Below are 23,793 nucleotides of genomic sequence, written 5' to 3'. Positions count from 1 at the left end.
GTTCAGTCCAGTTCTGCCGCGTGACCCAGGTCCAGCGGCGTGCGTTTGATCAGTTCAACAAGCGCAAAGACGCCAATGGCGGCAGAGCACAGCAGGGCGGGCAAGGGCAGCAGCAGCGTGGGGTAACCCATCACTACCGAATAGCTGCCCCAACCCACCACCACCTGCTGCCAGGCGCCTATGCCCAGCATCACGCAGGCTGCCAGCACCAGCAGCCGTATCAGCGCCGTCATGGCAGCCATGGCGCGCGGGTGCGGTTGAAGGGCACCCACCAGGCTGGTGAAGGCCATGTGCTCACCCGCGGGGTAGGCAGCGGTGGCGCCGATAAAGACCATCCAGACAAACAGCAGGCGCGACACCTCTTCGCTGGCGGCTACGCCGTTGCCAAAGCCGTAGCGCAGCACCACGTTGATAAAGACGGCCACGGCCATCACGCCCAGGCACAGGGCTAGCAGGTGGTTGGACCAGCGTTGAAACCGGTTGGGTGGGATTGCTGTCATAGAGCCTCCGTGGTGGGGTGCAGCCAGGCGCTGACCTCGGTTTGCAAATCGACCAGCGGGCGCAGCGCGTCCACGCGCAGCACGCCAGCCTCGCCCACGGGGGATTCCAGCGTGGCGAACTGGTTGTCCACCAAACTGGTGGAGAAAAAATGGGAAGGCGCACGCGCCACGACCCGGGCCTGGGCGTGGGCCTTGTCAATATCCATAAATACAAAGCGCAGCCCTGGGGCGGCCTGGCGCAGGCGTTCGCGGTAGCTGCGTTTCAAGGCCGAGCACGTCACCACCAGGCCCTGGGGTTGGGCGCGCAGGGCATCGCCCAGTGTGGCCAACCAGCCGTCGCGGTCGGCATCGGTCAAAGCAATACCCTGGCGCATTTTTTCGCGGCTGGCGGGGCTGTGGTAGTCGTCGCCCTCCAGCAAGGAGAGGTGGCCGACCTGTGCCAACGCTGCCCCCAGACTGGACTTGCCGCAGCCGGCAACACCCATGATGACGATGGAATTCATGTGATTCGCGTGGTTTGGATAGCGCTATCTTATGACGCCTGCCCAACGCCAAGGATCGGTACTTTCCCTAGACTTGCCGCGAATGGCCGAAAAAAAGGGCCGGTGAAAACCGGCCCTGGGTCGCTGCGTGAGGGGCTTACTTGATATCCACACCGTAGAAAGTGTGTCGGGCAAAGGGGCTCAGCTTGTAGTCCAGCACCTCTTTGCGCACTGGGGCCAACTGCACCGCGTGGGCAATGGTGAACCAGGGTGCCTGTTCCTTAAAGATCACCTGGGCTTTTTCGTACAGCTTGGTGCGCTCTGCAGGGTTGGACACCACCTTGGCCTTTTGCACCAGGTCTTCAAAGGGTTGGTAGCAGAACTTGGCCACGTTGGAGCCATTGCTCTTGGCGGAGCTGCAACCCAGCAGGGTGTTCAAGAAGTTATCAGGGTCGCCGTTGTCACCGGTCCAACCCAGCATGCCCATTTGATGTTCACCAGCCTGCATGCGCTTGCGGTACTCACCCCATTCAAAGCTCTTGATCTCGGCGGTCACGCCCACCTTGGCCAGGTCGGCTTGCATCAGCTCGGCGATGCGTTTGGCGTTGGGGTTGTAGGGGCGCTGAACAGGCATGGCCCACAGGTCGGTGGTGAACCCATTGGGGTAGCCCGCAGCTGCCAGCAGCTTCTTTGCTTCAGCAGGATTGAAGGCGTCATCCTTCAGGGCCTTATTGTATGACCACTGGCCTGGAGGAATCGGGTTGGTGGCGGCTACACCGGTGCTAAGGTACACAGCAGAGACGATGGCCTTTTTGTCGATGGCCATGTTGATGGCCTTACGCACGCGCACATCGTCGAACGGTTTCTTGGTGGTGTTGTAAGCCAGGTAGCCAATGTTCAGGCCAGGTTGTTCCATTACAGTGACGTTGGTGTCCTTGCGCATGGCGTCCAGGTCGGCCGGGTTGGGGTAGGGCATGACATGGCATTCGCCCTTTTGCAGCTTGGCCCATCGTACTGACGCATCGGGTGTAATCGAAAAAATCAGGTCATCGATCTTGGCCTTGCCAGCCCAGTATTGGGGGAAAGCCTTGAAGCGGATCAGCGAATCCTTTTGGTATTGCACCACTTGGAAGGGGCCAGTACCCAGCGGGTCTTGGTCAATCTTCTCTGGAGTGCCGGCCTTCAGCATGGCAATCGCGTATTCCTTAGACTGCACACCCGCGAACTGCATGGCTAGGTTGGCCAGGAAGGGAGCTTCGGGGTTGTTCAGCGTGATCTTCACGGTGTACTCGTCCACTTTGTCTACGGACTTCAGGAGTTTGGGCATGCCCATATCGCCAAAGTACGCGTGGTTCGGACTGGTGACCTTGAAGTAAGGGTCGTTTTCTTTCCACTGGCGTTCCAGCATGAACATCACGTCGTCCGCATTGAAGTCGCGGCTGGGTTGGAAGTTTTTGTTGGACTGCCATTTCACACCCTTGCGCAGCTTAAACGTGTACTCCAGGCCATCTTTTGAGATGGTCCAACTCTCGGCTAAAGAGGGTTCGACTTTGGTGCCGCCCCGCTCAAAGTGCACCAGATTGTCGTAAATTTGTTCGGTTACATCAAACGAAGTCCCGGTAGTGTTCACACCTGGGTAGAAGTTCTCGGGGCTACCTTCTGAGCAGTACACCAAGGTCTTGGCTGCGACCGGCGCAAGTGCCAGAGCAGCAGGCAGCGCCAATGCGCACAACAGCGCACTTTTGGTGCGGCGTGTCGCGACGGCTTTCTTTGAGTTCAGGTTCATGGGAGTTACTCCTCTGGGGGTTAATGCTGCCTATGCAGCGAGTTGGCTAAGGGTCAGCGCTTCATGACAAGCAACTAGCCTGCCATCAAGCGTTTGTAGAACTGGGCGCTCGCTGTGGCAGCGAGGAGTGGCGTGCGGGCAGCGCGTGGAAAACACGCAGCCAGCGGGCGGGTTCAACGGGGAGGGCAGTTCGCCCTTGAGCACGATGCGCTGGCCGGCAGTGCCTCGCGCGTGCATGCCGGGCGTGGACGCCATGAGGGCGCGGGTATAGGGGTGCAGGGGGCGCTCGAACAGCGTGGCTTTGTCGCCTTGTTCCACCACTTGGCCCAGGTACATCACCAGCACATCGTGGGCAATGTGGCGCACCACGCCCAGGTCGTGCGAAATGAAGAGGTACGCCAGGCCTAGCTCGTTTTGCAGGTCGGCCAGCAGGTTCAGCACCTGTGCCTGGATGGACACATCCAATGCCGACACTGGCTCATCGGCCACCACCAGCGCCGGGTCCAGCATCAGCGCGCGCGCAATCGCAATGCGCTGGCGCTGGCCGCCAGAGAACATATGGGGGTAGCGGTCGTAGTGCTCGGGGCGCAGGCCCACCTTGGCCAGCATGGCGCGGGCTTTTTCTTGCCGCTGGGTGCGGGTCAGCGGGGTGTTGATCTCCAGCGGACCCTCTAGAATCTGGCCAATGCGTTTGCGTGGGTTCAGCGAGCCATAGGGGTTCTGGAACACCAGTTGCACTTTTTGGCGCAGCAGTTTTTTCTGCACCGCATCCGCTTGGGCCGTGTCTACGCCAGCCAGTGTCAATTGCCCCTCGGTGGGCGACTCGATCAGCGACACCATGCGCGCCAGCGTGGACTTCCCACAACCCGACTCGCCCACCACGGCCAGCGTACGGCCCGGTTGCACCGAGAACGAAACTCCGGCCACGGCCTGCAACTGGTCGGGTGCACGCAGAAAGCCGCGGCGAATGGTGTAGACCTGCCGCAAGCCCTGCGCTTGGACCACGGGTGCCACGGCAGGCATTGTGGGTGTGCTCATGCGGCCACCTGTTCGGCATCCAGCGCAAAGTGGCACCGCACCTGGCCACCGGGCCAGGGTGTCAAGGCGGGGCGCTGGTCGCAGGCCGCTTCGCGCGAATGGCGGCAGCGCGGCATGAACAGGCAGCCGCTGGGGCGGTCATGCAGGCCGGGCACCATGCCGGGGATGGTGTTCAGTCGGCTCTGGTGCAGGCTGCGCTCGGGCATGGCGGCCAATAGTGCCTCGGTATAGGGGTGGGCCGGTGTGGCAAACAGTGCGTCGGCACTGCGCTCCTCCATCACTTGGCCCGCATACATCACGGCCACGCGCTGGGCCATGTCCGACACCACGCCCATGTTGTGGGTGATGAGCACCAGCGCCATGCCGCGGTCCTTTTGCAAGGTCTTGAGCAGCTCCAGAATCTGCGCCTGAATCGTCACGTCCAGCGCGGTGGTGGGCTCATCCGCAATCAGCAGCTTGGGGTTGCAGGCAATCGCCATGGCAATCATCACGCGCTGGCTCATGCCGCCAGACAGCTGGTGCGGGTAGACCTTCAGGCGGCTCTCGGGTGCGGGGATGCCCACTTGTTCCAGCAACTCAATCGAGCGTTTGTGGGCTGCCTTGCGGTCCATGCCCAGATGCAGCTTCAGTGTTTCGGCCAATTGGTAGCCCACCGTAAAGCAGGGATTCAGGCTGGTGGTGGGGTCCTGAAAGATCATGGCCATGTCTTTGCCGGTGAAGCGGCGGCGCTCGCGGTCGCTCAGGCCCAGCAGGTCATGGCCATCAAAGCGCAGCGTCTTGGCCTGCACGCGGCCAGGGTAGGCTACCAGGCCCATGAGCGCCATCATGGTCACACTCTTGCCCGAGCCGGATTCACCCACCACGCCCAATACCTCACCCGCATCGAGCGAGAGGCTCACGTCCTGCACTGCATGCATCACGCCGTTGTGCGACGGGAACTCCACAGACAGGTTTTCAATTTCTAGCAATGCCATCAGCGTTGTTCTCTTTTCAGCTTAACGTTTGAGCTTTGGGTCCAGCGCATCGCGAAGTCCATCCCCAAGCAAGTTGAACGCCAGCACAGTGATCAAAATGGCCAGGCCGGGGAAAGTCACCACCCACCAGGCGCGCAGCACAAATTCGCGTGCATCGGCCAGCATGGTGCCCCACTCGGGGGAGGGTGGCTGTGCGCCCAGGCCCAGGAAGCCTAGTGCGGCTGCATCCAGAATCGCGGTGGAAATACCCAGTGAAGCTTGCACGATCAGCGGCGCCGTGCAGTTAGGCAGTACCTCGCTGAACATCAGACGAAGGTGGCTGGCGCCAGTCATGCGTGCGGCAGTCACATAGTCACGCGAGGTTTCGGCAATCACGGCGGCACGTGTGATGCGCACATAGTGCGGCAGCACCACAATCGCCACGGCCAACATGGCATTGACCAAGCCGGGCCCAAGGATGGCCACAATCACGATGGCCAGCAGCAGGCTGGGTAGCGTGAGGATGATATCCATGGCGCGCATGATGGCGATTTCCAGCAGACCCTTGAAGTAACCTGCAACCAGGCCCAACACGGTGCCGACCATCACCGAAATGGACACCACGGCAATACCGATGACCAAAGAGAGGCGGGCGCCGAACATGAGGCGCGAGAGGATGTCCCGTCCAATGGCGTCCGTACCTAGCAGGTGAGCAGATGAGCCGCCGTCTTGCCAAGCCGGGGGCTTCAGAAAGGCTGCGTTGTTGGTCAGGTCTGGAGCGTAAGGCGCCAACCAAGGTGCGAACAGGGCCATCAGCAACACAAACACTACGATGACGAGCCCAGCCATGGCGCCCTTGTTGACTCTAAAGTAGCGCCAGAACTCTTGCAGCGGATGAGAGGGTTGCAACGCCACCGGCGTATGAATAGCGGTAGTAGTCATTACTTTTGGTGGCGAATGCGGGGGTTGATGATGCCGTAGGTGATATCTACCAATAGATTCACGGTCATGACAACCACGCCGAGCAGGAGCATGCCGCCTTGTAGCACAGGATAGTCACGTCGACTAATGGCTTCAATCAGCCATTTGCCAACACCAGGCCAGGAAAAGATTGTCTCTGTCAGGATTGCTCCGGTGAACAAATGGCCAACCTGCAGGCCGATAACAGTGACGACCGGGATCAGGGCATTGCGAAAGGCGTGCACCGCCACGACGCGTAGGCCGGTCAGGCCCTTGGCTTTGGCGGTGCGGATGTAGTCTTCGCCCATTACCTCGAGCATGGCCGAGCGCGTCATGCGCGCAATCACGGCAAGCGGGATGGTGCCCAACACGATGGTAGGCAGGATCAGGTGCGACAGCGCCGAAAGGAAGGCCCCCCTGTCGTTTGAAAGCAGGCTGTCGATCAGTAAGAAGCCTGTGGTGGGCTCAATGAAGAACTGCACACTGATGCGGCCCGATACGGGCGTTAAGTCCAGCTGCACCGAGAACAACAAGATGAGCAACAAGCCCCACCAGAAAACAGGCATGGAGTAGCCCGCTAGAGACACGCCCATAACACCATGGTCAAGGATCGAGTTGCGCTTTACCGCCGCCAAAATCCCAGCTGGAATACCTATTAGCAAGGCGAAGATGATGGCGCAAAGTGCCAGCTCGATAGTCGCAGGAAACAAGGTTGCGAATTCTGTTAGTACACGCTCCTGCGTGATAATCGACTTGCCTAGATCACCCTTGAGCACCTTACCAATGTAGATGCCGTATTGCACCATCAGGGGCTGATCAAGACCGTATTCTTTGAGGAGCACCGCGTGGCGCGTGGCATCAATGCCTCGCTCGCCTGCAAGGGTTTCAATGGGGTCTCCTGGGACCAAACGGATTAGAAAGAAAGCGAGCAGTGTCATCCCAAAAAATGTGGGAATGACGAGGCTGAATCGGGTGAGTAGGAAGCGCAGCATGAAGGGGCGAATTCTAGGCGTGCACAGCAGTGCAAAGTGTTGATCGAAGCCAATAACGACTAGTGAGTTTCCCTTATGAGGTTGGCTACCAGTCGCCGAAGTGACTAGCAATGCTGATGCCAACAAAAAAGGCCGGGGATGAGCCGGCCTTTTTAGCGCTGTGCAGGTGCTGCTTACTTGAGGTGCTTGCCGATCAGGCCAGCCAACTCAAACATGGTGACCTGGGCCTTGCCGAAGATTTCCTTCAGCTTGGCGTCGGCGTTGATGTTGCGCTTGTTCACTGCGTCTTGCAGCTTGTTCTTTTTGATGTACGTCCACAGCTTGCTCACCACTTCAGTGCGGGGCAGAGCAGCTGCGCCAACCACAGCCGCCAATGCGGAGCTGGGAGTTAGGGCTTTCATGAACGCGGCGTTCACGGTGCGCTTCTTGGCGGGAGCCTTCTTGGCTGCAACCTTTTTAGCGGGAGCAGCTTTCTTGGCGGGAGCCGCCTTCTTGGCCGGAGCGGCCTTTACAGCGACTTTCTTCGCTGGTGCTGCTACCTTTTTAGCAGGAGCCGCTTTCTTTGCGGGAGCGGCTTTTTTTGCCGGTGCTTTTTTCGCAGTTGCCATGATTGATTGTCCTTCTAGAAGATTGATTAATCACCAGCAAAAAACTGCTTCTTCACTGGTAACCCGGATGCTAATGGCAAAAAAGCGCGTTTCCAAGGGAGAAACTGCAATTTTCATTGGGGAATGTTGTTTTTTTCATTGGAGAATAGCCCGCAACACCGAAAAGGAGCGCCCCCAGATGAGCCTGCCATTTACAACCTGTGACCTTTGCGATGCCCACAAGGGCGACACCTCGGGTGCCTTTCGGGTATTGCCACCGGTGTTTCGTGACTTCGGCCAGGCGCTGAAGTTTGCGGGCCCGGTGGTCACGGTGAAGTGTTTTGAGGACAACACGCTGGTGAAAGCCGCTGTGGATTCGCAAGGCTGGCTGGACACGCCCACCGGCCGCGTGGCCCAGGTGCTGGTGGTGGACGGTGGTGGCTCGTTGCGCAAAGCCCTGCTGGGTGGAAACCTGGGCGCGGCCGCTGCGCGCAATGGCTGGGCCGGTGTGGTGATTGACGGTTGCGTGCGCGATACCGCCGAGCTGGCGACGCAGGCCGTGGGCATCCGCGCACTGGCACCCATGCCGCTGCCCACCGAGAAACGCAACCAAGGCCAAGCGAATGTGGCGGTGCAGTTGCAAGGCGTGTGGGTCCGCCCGGGCGACTGGCTCTATGCCGATGAAGACGGTATGGTCGTGTCGGCTACGCCGCTGGTGTAGCCGCCGCACTGCGCGAGGGCAGGGTGGCCAACACTACGCCCAACAGCGCAATGCCAAACGCCAGCAGCTGCAGGCCCCCCAGGCTTTCACCCAACACCAGCACACCCACCAGCGCGGCCGAGATGGGCAGCATGACTGTGAACACACCAGCGCGGGCTGCGGGCACGGTCTTCAGGCCCGTCATCCACAGCCACACCGTCCACACGCTGGCGGCCAGCGCATAGAAGACCAGCAGCACCCAGGAGCCCGTGGCCACCGATGCAAAGTTAAAGCGCCACGCCATGTACAGGCCCATGGGCGTCATGAGCGCAAAGCCCCAGAGGTTGATGAGTGCGGTGATGCGCTTGGGTGACAAAGCGCCGGTCAGCTTCTTGCCAATCACCGCGTAAGCCGCTTCGCACAGCACGGCGCCAAACACCAGCAAGTTGCCCCACAGCGCCTGGTTATGGGCTAAATCGCCCTCTGGCCCCGATGAATGGTGCGCGGACAGCTCTCCTTTTGATAGCGCCAGCATGCTGATGCCCAGCGCGCTGCAAGCTACCGCGGCCCAGGTGCGCAGGCCAATGCGTTCCTTCAAAAAGGCCCAGCTCATGAGTGCCACCACGGCGGGGATGGACGCCATGATCACCCCCGCAGACACCGCGGTGGTCATGCTCACACCAAACAGCATGCAGATTGAGAACAGGAAATTGCCCAAGAGCGATTCCAGAAACACCAGCTTGCGCGTAGCCGGTGTCATGGGCAGTTCAGACGCCGGGCGCTTGAGCCAATGCACCATGGCCAACCCACCAATGCCGAAGCGCAGCCAGGCCAACAGAAATACGGGAAGAGCGGCCACCAAGGGCTTGGACAGTGCCACATAGCTGCCGACCAGAGACATGCTGAGCGCCAGAAAACTGTAGGCAATCCAGCGTGGGGGATGGGCGAGGACAGCAGGGGTGTGGGTCATGCAGCGGGGCGGCGGGTAAGAAACAAGCGCACGACGATACACCATGTAACACGCGGCCTTGGTCAGGGCGGGGCCATGCACTTGGGTGGTGCGTTTATGCAGCACAATGGCATCAGGCTCTTGTAGCCAAGCCAGCACCGCGTTGCCACCCGCGATGGGCACGCCTCTTGCGGTGCATACAGCAAGGAGTAGGGAATGAGTGAAAACAAACCAATGAACTTCAACGATCTGGAGCAATGGCTCAATGAACGGAGAGTGACGGAGGTGGAATGCCTGGTGCCCGATTTGACGGGCGTAGCGCGCGGCAAAATTTTGCCCCGCGCCAAGTTCACCGAAGACCGCGGCATGCGCTTGCCGCAAGGCATTGTGGCCATGGGGGTCACGGGAGAGTTTCCTGAGAGCGGCCCGTACTACGACGTGGTCGACCCCACGGACAAAGACATGCAACTGCGGCCCGATCCGTCGTCGGTGCGCATTGTTCCCTGGGCCACCGACCCCACGGCGCAGGTTATCCACGACTGTTTTGACCACGAAGGCAAGCTGGTGCCCTTTGCCCCACGCAGCGTGCTGCGTCGCGTGTGTGATCTGTATGCGGCCGAAGGCCTGCAACCCATCGTGGCGCCCGAGTTGGAGTTTTATCTGACGGCCCGCAACACCGACCCCAACACGCTGTTGCGTGCACCCATTGGCCGCAGTGGCCGCGCCGAGACCTCCCGCCAGGCCTACAGCATTGACGCGGTGAACGAGTTCGACCCGCTGTTTGAAGAGATTTACGACTACTCCGACAAGATGGAGCTCAATGTGGACACGCTGATCCACGAAGTCGGCGCAGGGCAGATGGAGATCAACTTCTTCCACAACCAGCCGCTGGGTCTGGCCGACGAGGTGTTCTTCTTCAAGCGCACAGTGCGTGAGGCCGCGTTGCGCCACGACATGTACGCCACCTTCATGGCCAAGCCGATTGCGGGCGAGCCCGGCAGCGCCATGCATGTGCACCAAAGCCTGCTGAATGTGCAGACCGGCAAGAACGTGTTCAGCAACGAAGACGGTACGCCGTCCGAGGCTTTTTTCCACTACATCGGCGGCTTGCAGCGCTACATCCCTGCGGCCATGGTGCTGGTGGCGCCCTATGTGAACAGCTACCGCCGCCTGTCGCGCAACACCGCAGCGCCCATCAACATCGAGTGGGGCTACGACAACCGCACGGTTGGCATTCGCTCGCCGATTTCATCGCCCGCTGCGCGTCGCGTGGAGAACCGTGTGATTGGCGCCGATGCCAACCCCTATGTAGCCATGGCCATGACGCTAGCCTGTGGCTACCTGGGCCTGAAAAACAAGATCAAGCCCAAGCCAGAAATGCGTGGCGACGCCTACCTGTCACCCTATGCGCTGCCCCGCAGCCTGGGCGAGGCGCTGGACTGGCTGCGCAAGGAATCGGACCTGCACGAAATCCTGGGCAAGGAGTTTGTGACGGTGTACACCGAGATCAAGGAGCTGGAGTTTGACGAGTTCATGAAGGTGATCTCGCCGTGGGAGCGGGAGCACTTGCTGCTCCACGTCTGACTCGTTCACCCAACCCGCAATGACCGCCATGACTACCTCTGTTGACACCGCCTTGATCCAGTCGTTGGACAGCGCGCATTTTCTGCACCCGTTCACCGATTTCAAGGACCTCTCCAGCCGCGGCGCCCGCGTGATCACGCGGGCCGAGGGCATTTATGTCTGGGACTCTGAAGGCCAGCAGATTCTGGACGCCATGAGCGGCTTGTGGTGTGTGAACGTGGGCTATGGCCGCAAGGCCCTGGCCGATGCTGCCCATGCGCAGATGATGACGCTGCCGTACTACAACAGCTTCTTCCAGACTACCAATGTGCCGGCCGTGCAGTTGGCGGCGCGCCTGGCGTCCCTGGCGCCACCGGTGGGGGAGCGCAGCTTCCAGCATGTGTTCTATTCCAGCAGCGGTAGCGAGAGCAATGACTCGAATGTGCGCATGGTGCGCCGCTACTGGGACCTGCTGGGCCAGCCGCAGCGCAAGGTCATCATCGGCCGCATCAACGGCTACCACGGCAGCACCATGGCGGGCGCCTCGCTGGGCGGCATGAGTGGCATGCACGCGCAGGGCGATTTGCCCATCCCCAACATCACCCACATTGAGCAGCCGTACTACTTCGAGAACGCCATTGCAGGCGAGTCGCGCGAGGAATTTGGCGTGCGCGCGGCGGGCTGGCTGGAGGCCAAGATTCTGGAAGTGGGGCCTGACAAGGTGGCGGCCTTCATTGCCGAACCGCTGCAGGGGGCCGGGGGCGTGATCATCCCGCCCAGCACCTACTGGCCAGAGATCCAGCGCATCGTGGATAAATACGGCATCCTGCTGATCAGCGACGAGGTGATTTGCGCATTCGGCCGCCTGGGCCATTGGTTCGGTTACGAGAAGTTTGGCTACAAGCCCGACTTGGTGACTTTTGCCAAGGCCGTGACCAGCGGCTACGTACCTCTGGGCGGTGTGATGGTGGGCAACCGTGTAGCCCAGGTGCTGATAGAGCAGGGCGGCGAGTTCAACCACGGCTACACCTACAGCGGCCACCCCGTGGCCTGCGCGGTGGCCATGGCCAACCTGGACATCATGGAAGCCGAGCAGCTGCCCCAGAAGGTACGCGGCGAGACAGGTGCCTACTTCGCGCAGCGCTATGCCGAGCTGAACGAGCACCCGCTGGTGGCGCACGCCGAGACCTGCGGCTTTGTCGGCGGCTTGGTGCTGGTCAAGAACAAGAAGACGTTGGAGCGCTTCCACGCCGACGATGGTGTGGGCATGGTCTGCCGGGGCCATTGCTTTGGCAATGGCCTCATCATGCGGGCCGTGGGCGACCGGATGATCATTGCTCCACCGCTGGTGATGACGAAATCTGACATTGACGAGCTGATGCGCCTGATCCGTTTGGCTTTGGACCGCACTTTGGTGGATCTGAAGGCCCGTGGGCTGGTCTAAGCACTTCTATAATCTTTTGGTCTGTTTTTTGCTTCGCATATTTCTGACTTTTCTTCCTCTATTTTTGTAACGGAGAGCTCCAACATGAAGTACACCCTGTGTTCCGTCGCCGTAGCGGCGTTGGTTTTGACGGCTTGTGGCAAAAAAGAGGAGCCCGCAGCGGCTGCTCCCGCGCCCGCTGCAGTGGCTAGCGCGCCTGCTCCTGCAGCCAACGCGGAAGAAAAAGTCCTGAATATCTACAACTGGCCTGACTACATCCCCGAAGGCATGGTGGCCGCGTTTGAGAAGGAATCCGGCATCAAGGTGAACTACGACACCTTTGAGACCAACGAAGCCCTGCAAGCCAAGCTGGTGGCCGGCAATACCGGTTACGACATCGTGGTGCCCGGCACCGTCTTTGCCAAGGGCCAGATCGAAGGCGGCCTGCTGCAGCCGCTGGACAAATCCAAGATCAAGAACCTGGCCAACCTGGACCCGGCCCTGCTGGCCGTCATGACCAAGGCTGACCCAGAGAACAAACACCTGGTGCCATGGGCCTGGAGCTTCACAACCGTGGGCATCAACAAGACCAAGGTCGAAAAAGCCCTGGGCGGCATGCCCATGCCAGAAAACGCATGGGACCTGGTGTTCAACCCCAAGTACACGGCCAAGCTGAAGTCTTGCGGCATTGCCTACCTGGATTCGCCTACCGAAATCCTGCCAGCAGCCCTGCACTACATCGGCAAGGATGCGTATTCCAACAACGCCGAAGACTACAAAGCCGCGACCGCCATGTTGGCCAAGGTTCGCAAGGATGTACGTTTGTTCAGCGCCACCATGATCGACGACATCGCTGGCGGCAAGGCTTGCGCAGCCATTGGCTGGGCGGGTGACATCAACATCGCTGCGGGCCGCGCCCGTGACAACGGCTCCAAAGACGTGATCGAAGCCCTGCTGCCCAGCACTGGCGCCCTGATCTTCATTGACTCCATCGCGCTGACCAAGGATGCCAAGCACCCCAACAACGCCCATGCGTTCATCGACTTCTATCTGCGTGCTGAAAACGCAGCGCAAATGGCGAATGAAATGACCTACAACACCGGCAACAAGGCGGCTGTTGACAAGGTCAAGCCTGAAATCGCTGGCAACAAGACCATCTTCGTGGAAGCCGACTACCTGGCCAAAATGGTTCCTCCCAGCAGCTTCAGCAACGAAGCCCGTGAGGCACTGGCCAACGCTTACAACGCGTTCAAAAAAGGCAAGTAAGGTTTTGGTGTAAACGCCAACAGGGGCTGTTTGTACATGGCGTATGAACAGCCCTTTTTCATGGCGCGGTCGTATTCAGCAGGGATCAATTGATGACAGCACAAGCGGATAACGCGGGTTACTTGGTGACCGAAAAACTGGTCAAGCGCTTTGACGAGGCGCTGGCGGTGGACGAGGTATCTCTCTCCATCGCTCAGGGCGAAATTTTTGCCCTGCTGGGAAGCTCGGGTTGCGGCAAATCCACCTTGCTGCGCATGCTGGCGGGGTTCGAGTCGCCCACTTCGGGCCGCATTTTGCTGGGGGGCCAGGACGTCGCCAAGCTGCGCCCGTATGACCGACCCATCAACATGATGTTTCAGTCCTACGCGCTGTTTCCGCACCTGGACATCTGGGAGAACGTGGCCTTTGGCCTCAAGCGCGAAGGCCTGCCGCGTGACGAAGTCAAGCATCGCGTAGGCGAGATGCTGGACCTGGTGCAGCTGGGCGCCTACGCCAAGCGCAAGCCGCATCAGCTTTCGGGTGGGCAACAGCAGCGCGTAGCCCTGGCCCGCAGCCTGGCCAAGCGGCCCAAACTCTTGTTGCTGGACGAACCTTTGGGCGCGCTGGACAAGAAGCTGCGCGAACAAACCCAGTTTGAGCTCGTTAACATCATCGAAAAAGTAGGCGTGACATGCGTAATGGTGACCCACGACCAAGAAGAGGCCATGACCATGGCCAACCGCATTGCGGTGATGAGCAAGGGCCGCGTGCTGCAGGTGGGCTCGCCCGAAGAGGTGTACGAGCACCCGGCGAACCGCTTTGTGGCGGACTTCATTGGCAATGTGAACATCTTTGACGGCCACCTCAGCGTGGACGAGCATGACCGCTGCGCGGCCATCACCGGCATTGGTGAAATCCAGGTCGGCCATGGCGTGAGTGGCACGCTGAACATGCCCGTAGGCATTGCCGTGCGGCCCGAGAAAATCGAGATCAGCAAGACCCGACCGAATGTTGGACACAACGTGTTCACCGGCCAGGTCAAGGAGATTGCCTACTTTGGCTCGTACAACACCTACATCGTGGTGGCCACCGATGGCACCAAGGTAAAGATCATGGAAGCCAACACCCGGCGCCAGGAACTCAGCGACATCACCTGGGAAGACAATGTCTTCTTCTGGTGGGGCGACCGCTCCGGCATCGTGTTGCGCGATTAGGACTCGGCATGCAGTCCCCATCCCGCTTTCCCATGCCCGGCCGGCGCTTTGTGATCGGCGTGCCGTTCACCTGGCTGACCGTGTTTTTCCTGTTGCCATTCCTGATCCTGGCCTACATCAGCTTTGTAGACATGGCCGGAGATATCCACCCGTTCAAGCCGATCTGGGACACGCAGACCGGCTTGCTCAAGCTCAAGTACGAGAACTACTGGTCCATCTTCCGCAACGGTGAGGACGGGGGGCTGTTCCGCACGCTTTACATCGAGGCCTATCTGCGCTCGCTCTGGTACGCGTTGTGCACGGCGTTGCTGTGCCTGGGCATTGGCTACCCGTTTGCCTATTTCATCGCGCGCTCCAAACCCACGGTGCGGCCCGCCTTGCTGATGATGGTGATGCTGCCATTCTGGACGTCGTTTCTGCTGCGCGTCTATGCGTGGAAGGGCATCCTGGCGGACCAGGGCGTGGTGAACCAGGCGCTGCTGTACCTGGGCATCATTGATGAGCCCATCCAGATGCTGTACACCAATGTCTCCATGCTGGTGGGTATGACTTATGTGTACCTGCCCTTCATGGTGCTACCGCTGTACGCCAACCTGGTGAAGATGGACTTCCGTCTGCTGGAAGCCGCCTATGACCTGGGCACTTCGCCGTTCAAGGCGTTTTGGCTAGTGACGGTGCCGCTGTCCAAGGCCGGCATTGTGGCGGGCTTCATGCTGGTGTTCATCCCCGCGGTGGGCGAATTTGTGATTCCCTCGCTGCTGGGCGGTCCGGAGAACATCATGATTGGCCGCGTAGTGTGGGACGAAATGTTCACGGCCAACAACTGGCCGCGCGCCACGGCGTTGGCGGTGGTGATGATCGCCATCATCATCGTGCCCCTGGCTATGTACTACCACTACACCGGCGAGGCTTCCGAGCAGTCCGGTGGGCGCCATTGAGGGCCGCGCGATGAAAGCATTTGTGGAAAAGAATTTCGGCAAGCTGTGGCTGACGGTGGTGTACGTGTTTCTGTACGTGCCGCTGCTGTTCATGGTCGTATTTTCCTTCAACAGCACACGGCAGGACGCCAACTTCACCGGCTTCTCGCTGCGCTGGTACGACGCACTCACGCGTGACACCAAGATCGTCGAAGGCTTCTGGCTCTCGGTGAAAGTCGCCACGGTCACTGGCGTGCTGTCGGCGGTGCTGGGCACGTTCGCAGCCTTTGTGCTGGTGCGCTACCGCCGATTTATTGGCCGCACCGTGTTCTCCGGCATGGTCAATGCGCCGCTGGTGATGCCCGAGGTGGTGATTGGCCTCTCGCTGTTGCTGCTGATGGTGGGCGCGCAAAACTTCCTGGGCTGGCCCGAGCGCGGCATGTTGACCATCGTGTTGGGCCACACGCTGCTGGGCATGGCCTATGGCATGGTGGTGATCCAGTCGCGCCTGCTGGAGATGAACCGCTCTATCGAAGAGGCTGCGATGGACCTGGGCGCACGACCCCATCAAGTATTTCTGCTGATCACGCTGCCGCAGATTGCGCAGGCCATCTTTGCAGCCTTTCTGTTGTCGTTCACGCTGTCGTTTGACGATGTGGTGATCTCCGAATTTCTGTCTGGCCCCGGTGTCAGCACCTTGCCGCAGGTGATCTTCAGCTACGCGCGCCGCGGCATCAATCCGACCATCTACGCAGCCGCCACCTTGCTCATCACTACGGTGACCTGCGTCATCGTGGGCTACAGCGTGTGGGTGGCGCGCCAGTCGCGCAAGCGTGAGCGCGAGATTGCGGCGGCTGCGCGTGCGGAAGTCGCTGCCCTGAATCCGGTTTGACCCACTGCGCTGCTGTTGGTTGCGCACCTCAAGGACATTGCCATGCCTGATATGACATTTGATGGACGTGCGCTGATCAACGGTGCGCGCGTGGGGGCCCAGAGCGGCGCAGTGTTTGACTGCATTTCCCCCGTGGATGGCAGCATCCTGACGCAGGTGGCGCGCTGTGCCGACACCGACATTGACCTCGCCGTGCGCAGCGCCCGAGCTGCGTTTGACGACAAACGCTGGCGTGGCCTGCCCCCGGCGCAGCGCAAGCGCGTGCTGATCCGTTTTGCCGACCTGGTGCTGGCGCACGCGGACGAATTGGCCACCACCGAGGCCTGGGACATGGGCAAGCCCGTGAAGTACGCCCGCGCGGTAGATGTAAACAGCGCCTCCAACTGCCTGCGCTGGTATGGCGAGGCGGTGGACAAGGTGTACGACGAAATCGCACCCACGCCCGACACCGCGTTGGCCCTGATCACACGAGAGCCCGTGGGGGTGGTCGGTGTCATCGTCCCGTGGAACTACCCCATGATCATGGCCGCCTGGAAGATCGCACCGGCCTTGGCCGCTGGCAACTCCGTCGTGCTCAAGCCCAGCGAGAAGTCGCCTCTCACGGCGCTGCGCCTGGGCGACTTGGCGCTAGAGGCGGGCATTCCTGCCGGCGTGCTGAACGTGGTGCCCGGCTTTGGGCCTGAAGCGGGTTCGCCCCTGGCGTTGCATATGGATGTGGATTGCATTGCGTTCACCGGCTCTACGCGCGTGGGCAAGCAGATCCACGTGATGGCCGGGCAAAGCAACATCAAGCGCGTCTGGACCGAGCTGGGTGGCAAGTCCCCGAACATCGTATTTGCCGATTGCCCGGACCTGGACCGCGCGGTGCAGGCGGCGGTGGGCAGTATCTTCTTCAACCAGGGCGAGAGCTGCAATGCGCCGTCGCGCCTGTTTGTGGAGGCCAGCATCAAGGACCAGTTTCTGGAGAGGGCCCTGGCACTGGTGCCCGGCTACGCGCCGGCCAACCCTTTGCTGCCCGAAACGGTGATGGGCGCACTGGTGGACAAGGTGCAGATGGAGAGCGTGCTGCGCTACATCGACAGTGGCAAGCAGCAGGGCGCCGCGCTGATCGCCGGTGGTGAGCAAGTGTTGCAGTCCAGCGGCGGCTGCTATGTGCAGCCCACCATTTTTGACGGTGTGCGCCCCGATATGACGATAGCCCGGGAAGAGATCTTCGGCCCGGTGCTGGCGGTCTCCGCATTCACCGATGCGGCCGAGGTGGTGCGCCAGGCCAACGACAGCATCTATGGCTTGCAAGCGGGGGTCTGGACGCGCGACATCAACAAGGCCCACGGCGTCGCGCGCGCGCTGCGCGCCGGCACCGTGCATGTGAATCAGTACGACGAGGACGACATCACCGTTCCGTTTGGTGGCTACAAGCAAAGCGGGGTAGGGCGCGACAAGTCCCTGCACGCCATGGACAAGTACACCGAGACCAAAACCACCTGGATTCGCATCGACAGTCCGGTGTGAAGGTGCCCGGCTGGTTAGCGGGTTGCTCTGATTTTCATAGCTGCTCGCGCATACTCTGCGAGGGCTAGAGCCCATTTTTATTCATATGTTGCCCTGGTCTGGGGCGCGATTGCACCGTGCTACGGCCCACGTTCGGTGCATGCGTACGGGGCTAGCGTGGCTGTCGTTTTGCGATACGTAGCACCATTTCGCATGGTGAACTCCTCCGTGAGCAAAAGCTGCTTATGTATTTCACATACACACCTGTGATTTCACTATTCAATATTAATCTTCTAAGTTATTGAATTTAAACGAATAAATTTAAGTCTTATATAAGACATAAGATTAAAAATATGTCTTATATAAGACTTAGAATTCATCCATCGGCACCGGAATTGCATGACAAAACCAGGCCGCAACGTTTAACCAACCTAGGAGTGTTCTCATGCCGCAATCGATCACAGAACAACTGAGCCGCGAACAACAAATCGCCGCCCTGGAAAAAGACTGGGCCACCAACCCCCGTTGGAAGGGTATCAAGCGCGGTTACTCCGCTGCCGATGTCGTGCGCTTGCGCGGTTCCTTTCAGGTTGAGCACACACTGGCTCGCCGCGGTGCCGAGAAGCTGTGGGACCTGGTGAACAACGAGCCCTATGTGAACTGCCTGGGCGCATTGACTGGTGGTCAAGCCATGCAACAGGTCAAGGCGGGCGTGAAGGCCATCTACCTGTCCGGCTGGCAAGTCGCTGCGGACAACAACGAATACTCCGCCATGTACCCCGACCAGTCGCTGTACCCCGTGGACTCGGTGCCAAAGGTCGTGGAGCGCATCAACAACTCCTTCACCCGTGCGGACGAAATCCAGTGGTCCAAGGGTGTTGGCCCTGGCGACAAGGGTTATATCGACTACCACGCACCTATCGTGGCTGACGCCGAAGCCGGTTTCGGTGGCGTGTTGAATGCCTACGAACTGATGAAGGCCATGATCCGCGCTGGCGCGGGTGGTGTGCACTTCGAAGACCAATTGGCTTCCGTGAAGAAATGCGGTCACATGGGCGGCAAGGTGCTGGTTCCTACGACCGAAGCCTGCCAAAAACTGATCGCCGCCCGTATGGCTGCCGACGTGTATGGCGTGCCTACTCTGGTGATCGCCCGTACCGATGCCGAAGCTGCTGATCTGTTGACCAGCGACTATGACGAAAACGACAAGCCATTCCTGACCGGCGAGCGCACCGCCGAAGGTTTCTACAAGACCAAGAAGGGCATGGACCAGGCCATCAGCCGCGCCGTCGCTTACGCCGAATACGCAGACTTGGTGTGGTGCGAAACCGGCACGCCCGATCTGGACTTCGCCAAGAAGTTTGCCGATGCCGTGCACGCCAAACACCCCGGCAAGATGCTGGCCTACAACTGCTCGCCATCGTTCAACTGGAAGAAAAACCTGGATGACGCGACCATTGCCAAGTTCCAGCGCGAACTGGGCGCCATGGGTTACAAGTACCAGTTCATCACTTTGGCTGGTATCCACAACATGTGGTACCACATGTTTGACTTGGCCCAAGACTACGTCAAGCGTGGCATGTCGGCTTATGTGGAGAAGGTGCAAGAGCCCGAATTCGCAGCCCGCGAGCGCGGCTACAGCTTTGTGTCTCACCAACAAGAAGTGGGCACCGGTTACTTCGACGAGATCACCACGGTGATTCAGGGCGGCAAATCCAGCGTGACTGCGCTGACCGGTTCGACCGAAGAAGAGCAGTTCCACTAAGCACCGTTCTTTCATAATAGGAAGCCGGGTCTCTGCAAAGAGACTCGGCTTTTTTATTTGAAGGAGGGTAGACGTTCCATGTCTGAACAGCTTTCATTCCCCGGATTTGGCAATCTGCCGCCACCGGCGCCAGCCAAAAAGCCCAAGATCAAGGGCGAGCTTGAGCCGTACTCACTGTTCTTTTCCATCTTTCCGACGCCAGATGACGCAAGCGAACTCGCGCAACGTGCCGGTGCTTTGCTGGAGGCGCGTGGGCTGACCGGCAAGCCACTGTTGCCGCATCGATTGCATGTCACTTTGCACGACCTGGGCAACTATGAAGAGCTGCCGCCGGACACCGTGGATGCGGCTGTTCGGGCTGGCGATTCGCTGGCTGGTGATGCATTTGAGGTCGAGTTCGATTGCGCTTTGAGTTACCCCAGTAGCGGCACCTATGTGCTGTCGGGCGTAGAAGGCACCCGCAAACTGACCGCCTTTCGCGAGGAACTCGGCGAAGCAATGCGGAGCCAGGGCGTTCGTCCCAAGCCCAGTTTTACGCCGCATATGACAGTGGCCTACGACAAGCATGTCGTAGCTGAACATGCCATCGCGTCGGTGCGCTGGGTAGCGCGCGAGTTCGTCCTGATCCGCAGCCATAGAGGCAAGGGCATTTACGATCTGCTGGGCCGCTGGCCACTGCAGCACTAACTGCGGTTAAAATCGGCGCTCAACATTTGTATAAGAGCGAGAAAGGCAGTTTGGTTATGACACCGCGAACTACACCGGCGACATTCATCAGCGAATAAGGCCGTAGTCCGCGCGCCTTGTGCGCTGCCAGCTACCAAATTCATAGTAAAGCGCGGACCTCTCCGCGCTTTTTGCTTTTCTGATTCACTCTTTTTCGGTATCCACCATGATCAACATCACGCTCCCTGACGGTTCCAAACGCGAATTTCCCGGCCCAGTCACTGTGGCCGAGGTCGCTGCCTCCATTGGCGCAGGCCTGGCCAAAGCTGCTTTGGCAGGCAAGGTGGATGGCAAAGTCGTCGATACCAGCTTCCAGATGCAAGCCGATAGCGCGCTGTCCATCATCACCGCCAAGGACGCGGACGGTCTTGAGGTGATTCGCCACTCTACGGCTCACTTGCTGGCCTACGCGGTCAAAGAATTGTTCCCCGATGCGCAGGTCACGATCGGGCCCGTCATTGAGCATGGCTTCTTTTATGACTTCTCGTACAAGCGCCCCTTCACGCCAGACGACCTAGCTGCCATCGAAAAGAAGATGACGCAGCTGGCGTCTCTGGACGAGCCAGTCTCGCGCCGCGTATTGCCGCGTGACGAGGCGGTGGCGTATTTCAAGAGCCTGGGCGAGCATTACAAGGCCGAGATTATTGAAAGCATCCCGGCGGACCAGGATGTGTCGCTGTACCGCGAAGGCAAGTTCGAAGACTTGTGCCGCGGCCCGCACGTTCCTAGCACCGGCAAACTGAAGTTCTTCAAGCTGATGAAGGTGGCCGGTGCCTACTGGCGCGGTGACCACAAGAATGAAATGCTGCAACGCATTTACGGTACGGCCTGGGCCACGAAGGACGAGCTGCAGCAGCATTTGACCATGTTGGAAGAGGCTGAAAAGCGTGACCACCGCAAACTGGGTCGCGAGCTGGACCTGTTCCATATTGATGAGCATTCCCCCGGCACCGTGTTCTGGCACCCCAAGGGCTGGACGCTCTGGCAGGGCGTGGAGCAGTACATGCGCAAGGTGTACCAGGACAACGGCTATCTCGAAGTCAAAGGCCCGCAGATCCTGGACCAGGGGCTATGGGAAAAGACCGGCCACTGGGACAAGTACCGCGAGAACATGTTCGTCACGGAGTCCGAAAAGCGCGACTACGCGCTCAAGCCCATGAACTGCCCAGGCCACATCCTGATCTACAAGCAGGGCATCAAGAGCTATCGCGACCTGCCACTGCGTTTTGGCGAGTTTGGCAATTGCCACCGGAATGAGCCGTCAGGCGGCCTGCACGGCATCATGCGCGTGCGCGCATTCACGCAGGACGACGGCCACATTTTTTGTACCGAAGACCAGATCCAGGAAGAAGTGAAGAACTTCACGACCTTGCTGCAAAAGGTCTACGCAGACTTCGGCTTCCACAACATCATCTACAAGATTGCAACCCGCCCCGCGCAGCGCATCGGCACTGAAGAAAGCTGGGATCGCGCCGAGGCAGCCTTGGCCGAAGGCCTGCGTGCGTCTGGTTGCGAATTTGAGTATCTGCCGGGCGAGGGTGCTTTCTACGGTCCGAAGATCGAGTACACGCTGAAAGACGCGCTAGGTCGCCCCTGGCAGTGCGGCACGATCCAGATCGATCCCAACATGCCGGAGCGCTTGGACGCAGAATTTGTAGGCGAAGATGGTGCACGCCACCGACCCATCATGCTGCACCGCGCCATCGTCGGCAGCCTGGAACGTTTCATCGGAATCTTGATTGAAGGCAGCGCTGGCGCCTTGCCAGCCTGGCTGGCACCGGTGCAGGTGGCGGTGCTCAATATCACCGATGCACAGGCCGATTACTGCCGTTCCGTGGCCAAAACGCTGCAAAATCAAGGGCTTAGGGTCAATTTAGATCTGCGCAACGAGAAAATAACCTATAAAATACGGGAGCATTCGATGCAAAAGCTGCCGTACTTGGTCGTCATTGGCGACAAAGAGATGGCAGCAGGCGCTGTCGCAGTGCGCGCCCGGGGTGGTCAAGACCTCGGTGCAATGTCCCTTGATGCCTTTGTTCAAAGAATCACGAGTGACATTGCCAACAAATCAGCGGCTTGAGGTTCTACCCAAGAAAACCCGGTTTGACGGCGCGTGCTGTGCGGCAATCGCTACTATTTGTGTAGCAAAAATTGTGAAGGATTGAGCCATCGCTACTGAATTTCGTGACCGCCGTCAGCGTGAAGAACGCAAACACCGTCTTAACCGGGAAATCATGGCCCCAGAGGTTCGCCTCTCTGGCCCCGAAAATGAGCCTCTTGGTGTCGTCAGCCTGATGGAAGCCCTGCGCATGGCAGGGGAGCTGGATGTGGATCTGGTTGAAATTGCGGCAACTGCCAACCCGCCTGTGTGCCGGTTGATGGACTACGGCAAGTTCAAATACCAGGAACAGAAAAAAGCGGCGGAAGCGAAAGCCAAGCAGACGGTCATTGAGATCAAGGAAATCAAGTTCCGTCCGGGTACCGATGACGGCGACTACAACATCAAGATGCGCAATATCAAGCGTTTCTTGGCCGAAGGCGACAAGTGCAAGATCACTTTGCGTTTCCGGGGTCGCGAAATCACCCACCAGGAAATTGGTTTGGCGATGTTGCAGCGCATGCGCGACGAACTGGGTGACACCATCCTCGTGGAGCAATTCCCGAAGCTGGAAGGTCGCCAAATGATCATGATGATCGCCCCAGGCCGTAAAAAGCCCGGTGGTGGTGCACCGAAACCCGCAGCGGAATCTGCGGCATAAATTCTCTCGGCAGGTCTGGTCACCTGCCGGGGTGAACGGCGAATCTTCGGGTTCGCCAACCAGTGGGGCGGTAAAACGCATCACTTAAAAAGTGGCTCGGGGCCAACAAGGCTGGAAGTAGTTTTCCGGACGCCTCACGAGCACAAATGAAAAGGAGCATGAACATGCCCAAAATGAAGACCAAGAGCGCGGCGAAGAAACGCTTCCGCGTCCGTCCAGGTGGAACCGTCAAGCGCGGTCAAGCCTTCAAACGTCACATCTTGACCAAGAAGACCACCAAAAATAAACGCCACTTGCGCGGCTCCACTGGAGTTCATGAGACCAATATGGGTCACATGGCACAGATGCTGCCCGGTCGTGGTATTTAATTAACGACGAACAAGGAGTAATCACATGCCTCGCGTCAAACGTGGTGTAACGGCTCGCGCCCGCCACAAAAAAGTTCTGGCCCTTGCAAAAGGTTTCCGTGGTCGCCGCGGTAATGTCTTCCGTATCGCCAAAGAAGCGGTAATGAAGGCTGGGCAATATGCCTACCGTGACCGTCGTACCAAGAAACGTGTGTTCCGTCAGTTGTGGATCGCGCGTATCAACGCTGCGGCCCGTCAATGCGGTCTGACATACAGCCAGTTTGCCAATGGTCTGAAGAAAGCGAACATCGAGATTGACCGTAAGGTTTTGTCCGATATCGCGATCCATGACATGGCTGCTTTTGCTGGCATCGTGGAACAAGTGAAAGCCAAACTGGCTGCTTGAGTTCGCGGCTGATTGCTACTAATTTTGTAGCATTCGGCGCACCAGAAACAAGGGCTAGCGCTTGAAAAAGCACTAGCCCTTTTTCAATGACATAAACA

23 protein-coding genes are annotated in these 23,793 nt (G+C 59.3%); 14 read left to right on the top strand and 9 right to left on the bottom strand.

The features are described from left to right. Positions 1-2: 2 nt before the first annotated feature. From AC097R_RS13285 to AC097R_RS13250, 8 genes are all read right to left on the bottom strand, one after another. A complete protein-coding gene (locus AC097R_RS13285) occupies positions 3-500 on the bottom strand; it encodes a TRAP transporter small permease subunit (protein ID WP_479598622.1) in 498 nt (165 codons plus the stop codon). Then, entirely contained in the window at positions 497-1,003 is a 507-nt protein-coding gene (locus AC097R_RS13280; protein ID WP_479598621.1) for a gluconokinase, read from the bottom strand. The genes AC097R_RS13285 and AC097R_RS13280 overlap by 4 nt, the downstream gene beginning before the upstream one ends. A gap of 136 nt (positions 1,004-1,139) precedes the next feature. Further along, positions 1,140-2,768, bottom strand: a complete 1,629-nt coding sequence (locus AC097R_RS13275) for an ABC transporter substrate-binding protein (RefSeq protein ID WP_479598620.1) — start codon at positions 2,766-2,768, stop codon at positions 1,140-1,142. A gap of 30 nt (positions 2,769-2,798) precedes the next feature. Next, positions 2,799-3,806 (bottom strand): dipeptide ABC transporter ATP-binding protein, encoded by a 1,008-nt coding sequence (locus tag AC097R_RS13270; protein ID WP_479598619.1) that lies wholly within the window; start codon positions 3,804-3,806, stop codon positions 2,799-2,801. Then, positions 3,803-4,780, bottom strand: coding sequence for an ABC transporter ATP-binding protein (locus tag AC097R_RS13265; RefSeq protein WP_479598618.1), 978 nt, complete (start codon positions 4,778-4,780; stop codon positions 3,803-3,805). Before AC097R_RS13265 ends, AC097R_RS13270 begins: the two co-directional genes overlap by 4 nt. A gap of 21 nt (positions 4,781-4,801) precedes the next feature. Continuing rightward, positions 4,802-5,701, bottom strand: a complete 900-nt coding sequence (locus AC097R_RS13260) for an ABC transporter permease subunit (protein ID WP_479598617.1) — start codon at positions 5,699-5,701, stop codon at positions 4,802-4,804. After that, positions 5,701-6,711: an ABC transporter permease subunit gene (locus AC097R_RS13255; RefSeq protein WP_479598616.1), complete on the bottom strand. Its 1,011-nt coding sequence runs from the start codon at positions 6,709-6,711 to the stop codon at positions 5,701-5,703. The genes AC097R_RS13260 and AC097R_RS13255 overlap by 1 nt, the downstream gene beginning before the upstream one ends. A gap of 173 nt (positions 6,712-6,884) precedes the next feature. After that, positions 6,885-7,319, bottom strand: a complete 435-nt coding sequence (locus tag AC097R_RS13250) for an SWIB/MDM2 domain-containing protein (RefSeq protein WP_479598615.1) — start codon at positions 7,317-7,319, stop codon at positions 6,885-6,887. Between the two features lie 178 nt (positions 7,320-7,497). On the opposite strand from AC097R_RS13250, the gene rraA reads away from it, so the two are divergent. Further along, a complete protein-coding gene (gene rraA / locus AC097R_RS13245) occupies positions 7,498-8,019 on the top strand; it encodes a ribonuclease E activity regulator RraA (RefSeq protein ID WP_479598614.1) in 522 nt (173 codons plus the stop codon). On the opposite strand, the gene AC097R_RS13240 is transcribed toward rraA, so the two are convergent. Next, the gene (locus AC097R_RS13240; protein ID WP_479598613.1) at positions 8,003-8,968 is read right to left on the bottom strand and encodes a DMT family transporter; all 966 of its coding nucleotides are present in this window, start codon (positions 8,966-8,968) and stop codon (positions 8,003-8,005) included. The genes rraA and AC097R_RS13240 overlap by 17 nt on opposite strands. A gap of 195 nt (positions 8,969-9,163) precedes the next feature. Here AC097R_RS13240 and AC097R_RS13235 point away from each other — a divergent pair, with 195 nt between their 5' ends. The 13 genes from AC097R_RS13235 (at position 9,164) to rplT (ending at position 23,695) form a co-directional block, all read left to right on the top strand. Continuing rightward, entirely contained in the window at positions 9,164-10,531 is a 1,368-nt protein-coding gene (locus tag AC097R_RS13235; protein ID WP_479598612.1) for a glutamine synthetase family protein, read from the top strand. Positions 10,532-10,559: 28 nt separating this feature from the next. After that, positions 10,560-11,954, top strand: coding sequence for an aspartate aminotransferase family protein (locus AC097R_RS13230; protein WP_479598611.1), 1,395 nt, complete (start codon positions 10,560-10,562; stop codon positions 11,952-11,954). An 84-nt stretch (positions 11,955-12,038) separates the two neighbouring features. Further along, on the top strand, positions 12,039-13,199 hold the full coding sequence (locus AC097R_RS13225) for an extracellular solute-binding protein (RefSeq protein ID WP_479598610.1): 1,161 nt from the start codon (positions 12,039-12,041) through the stop codon (positions 13,197-13,199). A gap of 92 nt (positions 13,200-13,291) precedes the next feature. Then, positions 13,292-14,392: an ABC transporter ATP-binding protein gene (locus AC097R_RS13220; protein ID WP_479598609.1), complete on the top strand. Its 1,101-nt coding sequence runs from the start codon at positions 13,292-13,294 to the stop codon at positions 14,390-14,392. An 8-nt stretch (positions 14,393-14,400) separates the two neighbouring features. After that, a complete protein-coding gene (locus tag AC097R_RS13215) occupies positions 14,401-15,330 on the top strand; it encodes an ABC transporter permease (RefSeq protein WP_479598608.1) in 930 nt (309 codons plus the stop codon). Positions 15,331-15,340: 10 nt separating this feature from the next. Beyond that, complete coding sequence (locus tag AC097R_RS13210) at positions 15,341-16,201, top strand: ABC transporter permease (protein ID WP_479598607.1); 861 nt, start codon at positions 15,341-15,343, stop codon at positions 16,199-16,201. 42 nt (positions 16,202-16,243) lie between these two features. Further along, positions 16,244-17,713: an aldehyde dehydrogenase gene (locus AC097R_RS13205; protein WP_479598606.1), complete on the top strand. Its 1,470-nt coding sequence runs from the start codon at positions 16,244-16,246 to the stop codon at positions 17,711-17,713. Between the two features lie 424 nt (positions 17,714-18,137). Next, positions 18,138-19,457 carry an isocitrate lyase gene (aceA, locus tag AC097R_RS13200; RefSeq protein ID WP_479598605.1) on the top strand — a complete coding sequence of 440 codons (1,320 nt, stop codon included), beginning with the start codon at positions 18,138-18,140 and terminating at the stop codon, positions 19,455-19,457. Positions 19,458-19,535: 78 nt separating this feature from the next. Then, entirely contained in the window at positions 19,536-20,144 is a 609-nt protein-coding gene (locus AC097R_RS13195) for a 2'-5' RNA ligase family protein (RefSeq protein WP_479598604.1), read from the top strand. Between the two features lie 205 nt (positions 20,145-20,349). Next, positions 20,350-22,263, top strand: a complete 1,914-nt coding sequence (gene thrS, locus AC097R_RS13190) for a threonine--tRNA ligase (protein ID WP_479598603.1) — start codon at positions 20,350-20,352, stop codon at positions 22,261-22,263. Positions 22,264-22,351: 88 nt separating this feature from the next. Then, on the top strand, positions 22,352-22,942 hold the full coding sequence (gene infC / locus AC097R_RS13185; RefSeq protein ID WP_479599550.1) for a translation initiation factor IF-3: 591 nt from the start codon (positions 22,352-22,354) through the stop codon (positions 22,940-22,942). A gap of 164 nt (positions 22,943-23,106) precedes the next feature. Then, entirely contained in the window at positions 23,107-23,310 is a 204-nt protein-coding gene (rpmI, locus tag AC097R_RS13180; RefSeq protein WP_094481090.1) for a 50S ribosomal protein L35, read from the top strand. Between the two features lie 25 nt (positions 23,311-23,335). Continuing rightward, complete coding sequence (rplT, locus tag AC097R_RS13175; RefSeq protein ID WP_087494119.1) at positions 23,336-23,695, top strand: 50S ribosomal protein L20; 360 nt, start codon at positions 23,336-23,338, stop codon at positions 23,693-23,695. The last annotated feature ends 98 nt before the right edge of the window (positions 23,696-23,793 follow it).

The organism is Rhodoferax sp. ZS1R25, from assembly GCF_056521335.1.
Note: the sequence above shows the minus strand (reverse complement) of the source record. Positions and strands in the feature narration are given on the sequence as shown.

What these genes read in the sequence shown, in the direction of transcription:
- rplT (WP_087494119.1), top strand. Translation starts at nt 23,336, where the DNA reads ATGCCTCGCGTCAAACGTGGTGTAACGGCTCGCGCCCGCCACAAAAAA.
- AC097R_RS13265 (WP_479598618.1), bottom strand. Translation starts at nt 4,780, where the DNA reads ATGGCATTGCTAGAAATTGAAAACCTGTCTGTGGAGTTCCCGTCGCAC.
- AC097R_RS13220 (WP_479598609.1), top strand. Translation starts at nt 13,292, where the DNA reads ATGACAGCACAAGCGGATAACGCGGGTTACTTGGTGACCGAAAAACTG.
- AC097R_RS13215 (WP_479598608.1), top strand. Translation starts at nt 14,401, where the DNA reads ATGCAGTCCCCATCCCGCTTTCCCATGCCCGGCCGGCGCTTTGTGATC.
- AC097R_RS13210 (WP_479598607.1), top strand. Translation starts at nt 15,341, where the DNA reads ATGAAAGCATTTGTGGAAAAGAATTTCGGCAAGCTGTGGCTGACGGTG.
- rpmI (WP_094481090.1), top strand. Translation starts at nt 23,107, where the DNA reads ATGCCCAAAATGAAGACCAAGAGCGCGGCGAAGAAACGCTTCCGCGTC.
- AC097R_RS13285 (WP_479598622.1), bottom strand. Translation starts at nt 500, where the DNA reads ATGACAGCAATCCCACCCAACCGGTTTCAACGCTGGTCCAACCACCTG.
- AC097R_RS13275 (WP_479598620.1), bottom strand. Translation starts at nt 2,768, where the DNA reads ATGAACCTGAACTCAAAGAAAGCCGTCGCGACACGCCGCACCAAAAGT.
- AC097R_RS13260 (WP_479598617.1), bottom strand. Translation starts at nt 5,701, where the DNA reads ATGACTACTACCGCTATTCATACGCCGGTGGCGTTGCAACCCTCTCAT.
- AC097R_RS13205 (WP_479598606.1), top strand. Translation starts at nt 16,244, where the DNA reads ATGCCTGATATGACATTTGATGGACGTGCGCTGATCAACGGTGCGCGC.
- AC097R_RS13230 (WP_479598611.1), top strand. Translation starts at nt 10,560, where the DNA reads ATGACTACCTCTGTTGACACCGCCTTGATCCAGTCGTTGGACAGCGCG.
- AC097R_RS13225 (WP_479598610.1), top strand. Translation starts at nt 12,039, where the DNA reads ATGAAGTACACCCTGTGTTCCGTCGCCGTAGCGGCGTTGGTTTTGACG.
- AC097R_RS13255 (WP_479598616.1), bottom strand. Translation starts at nt 6,711, where the DNA reads ATGCTGCGCTTCCTACTCACCCGATTCAGCCTCGTCATTCCCACATTT.
- aceA (WP_479598605.1), top strand. Translation starts at nt 18,138, where the DNA reads ATGCCGCAATCGATCACAGAACAACTGAGCCGCGAACAACAAATCGCC.
- rraA (WP_479598614.1), top strand. Translation starts at nt 7,498, where the DNA reads ATGAGCCTGCCATTTACAACCTGTGACCTTTGCGATGCCCACAAGGGC.
- AC097R_RS13280 (WP_479598621.1), bottom strand. Translation starts at nt 1,003, where the DNA reads ATGAATTCCATCGTCATCATGGGTGTTGCCGGCTGCGGCAAGTCCAGT.
- AC097R_RS13250 (WP_479598615.1), bottom strand. Translation starts at nt 7,319, where the DNA reads ATGGCAACTGCGAAAAAAGCACCGGCAAAAAAAGCCGCTCCCGCAAAG.
- AC097R_RS13235 (WP_479598612.1), top strand. Translation starts at nt 9,164, where the DNA reads ATGAGTGAAAACAAACCAATGAACTTCAACGATCTGGAGCAATGGCTC.
- AC097R_RS13240 (WP_479598613.1), bottom strand. Translation starts at nt 8,968, where the DNA reads ATGACCCACACCCCTGCTGTCCTCGCCCATCCCCCACGCTGGATTGCC.
- AC097R_RS13270 (WP_479598619.1), bottom strand. Translation starts at nt 3,806, where the DNA reads ATGAGCACACCCACAATGCCTGCCGTGGCACCCGTGGTCCAAGCGCAG.
- thrS (WP_479598603.1), top strand. Translation starts at nt 20,350, where the DNA reads ATGATCAACATCACGCTCCCTGACGGTTCCAAACGCGAATTTCCCGGC.
- AC097R_RS13195 (WP_479598604.1), top strand. Translation starts at nt 19,536, where the DNA reads ATGTCTGAACAGCTTTCATTCCCCGGATTTGGCAATCTGCCGCCACCG.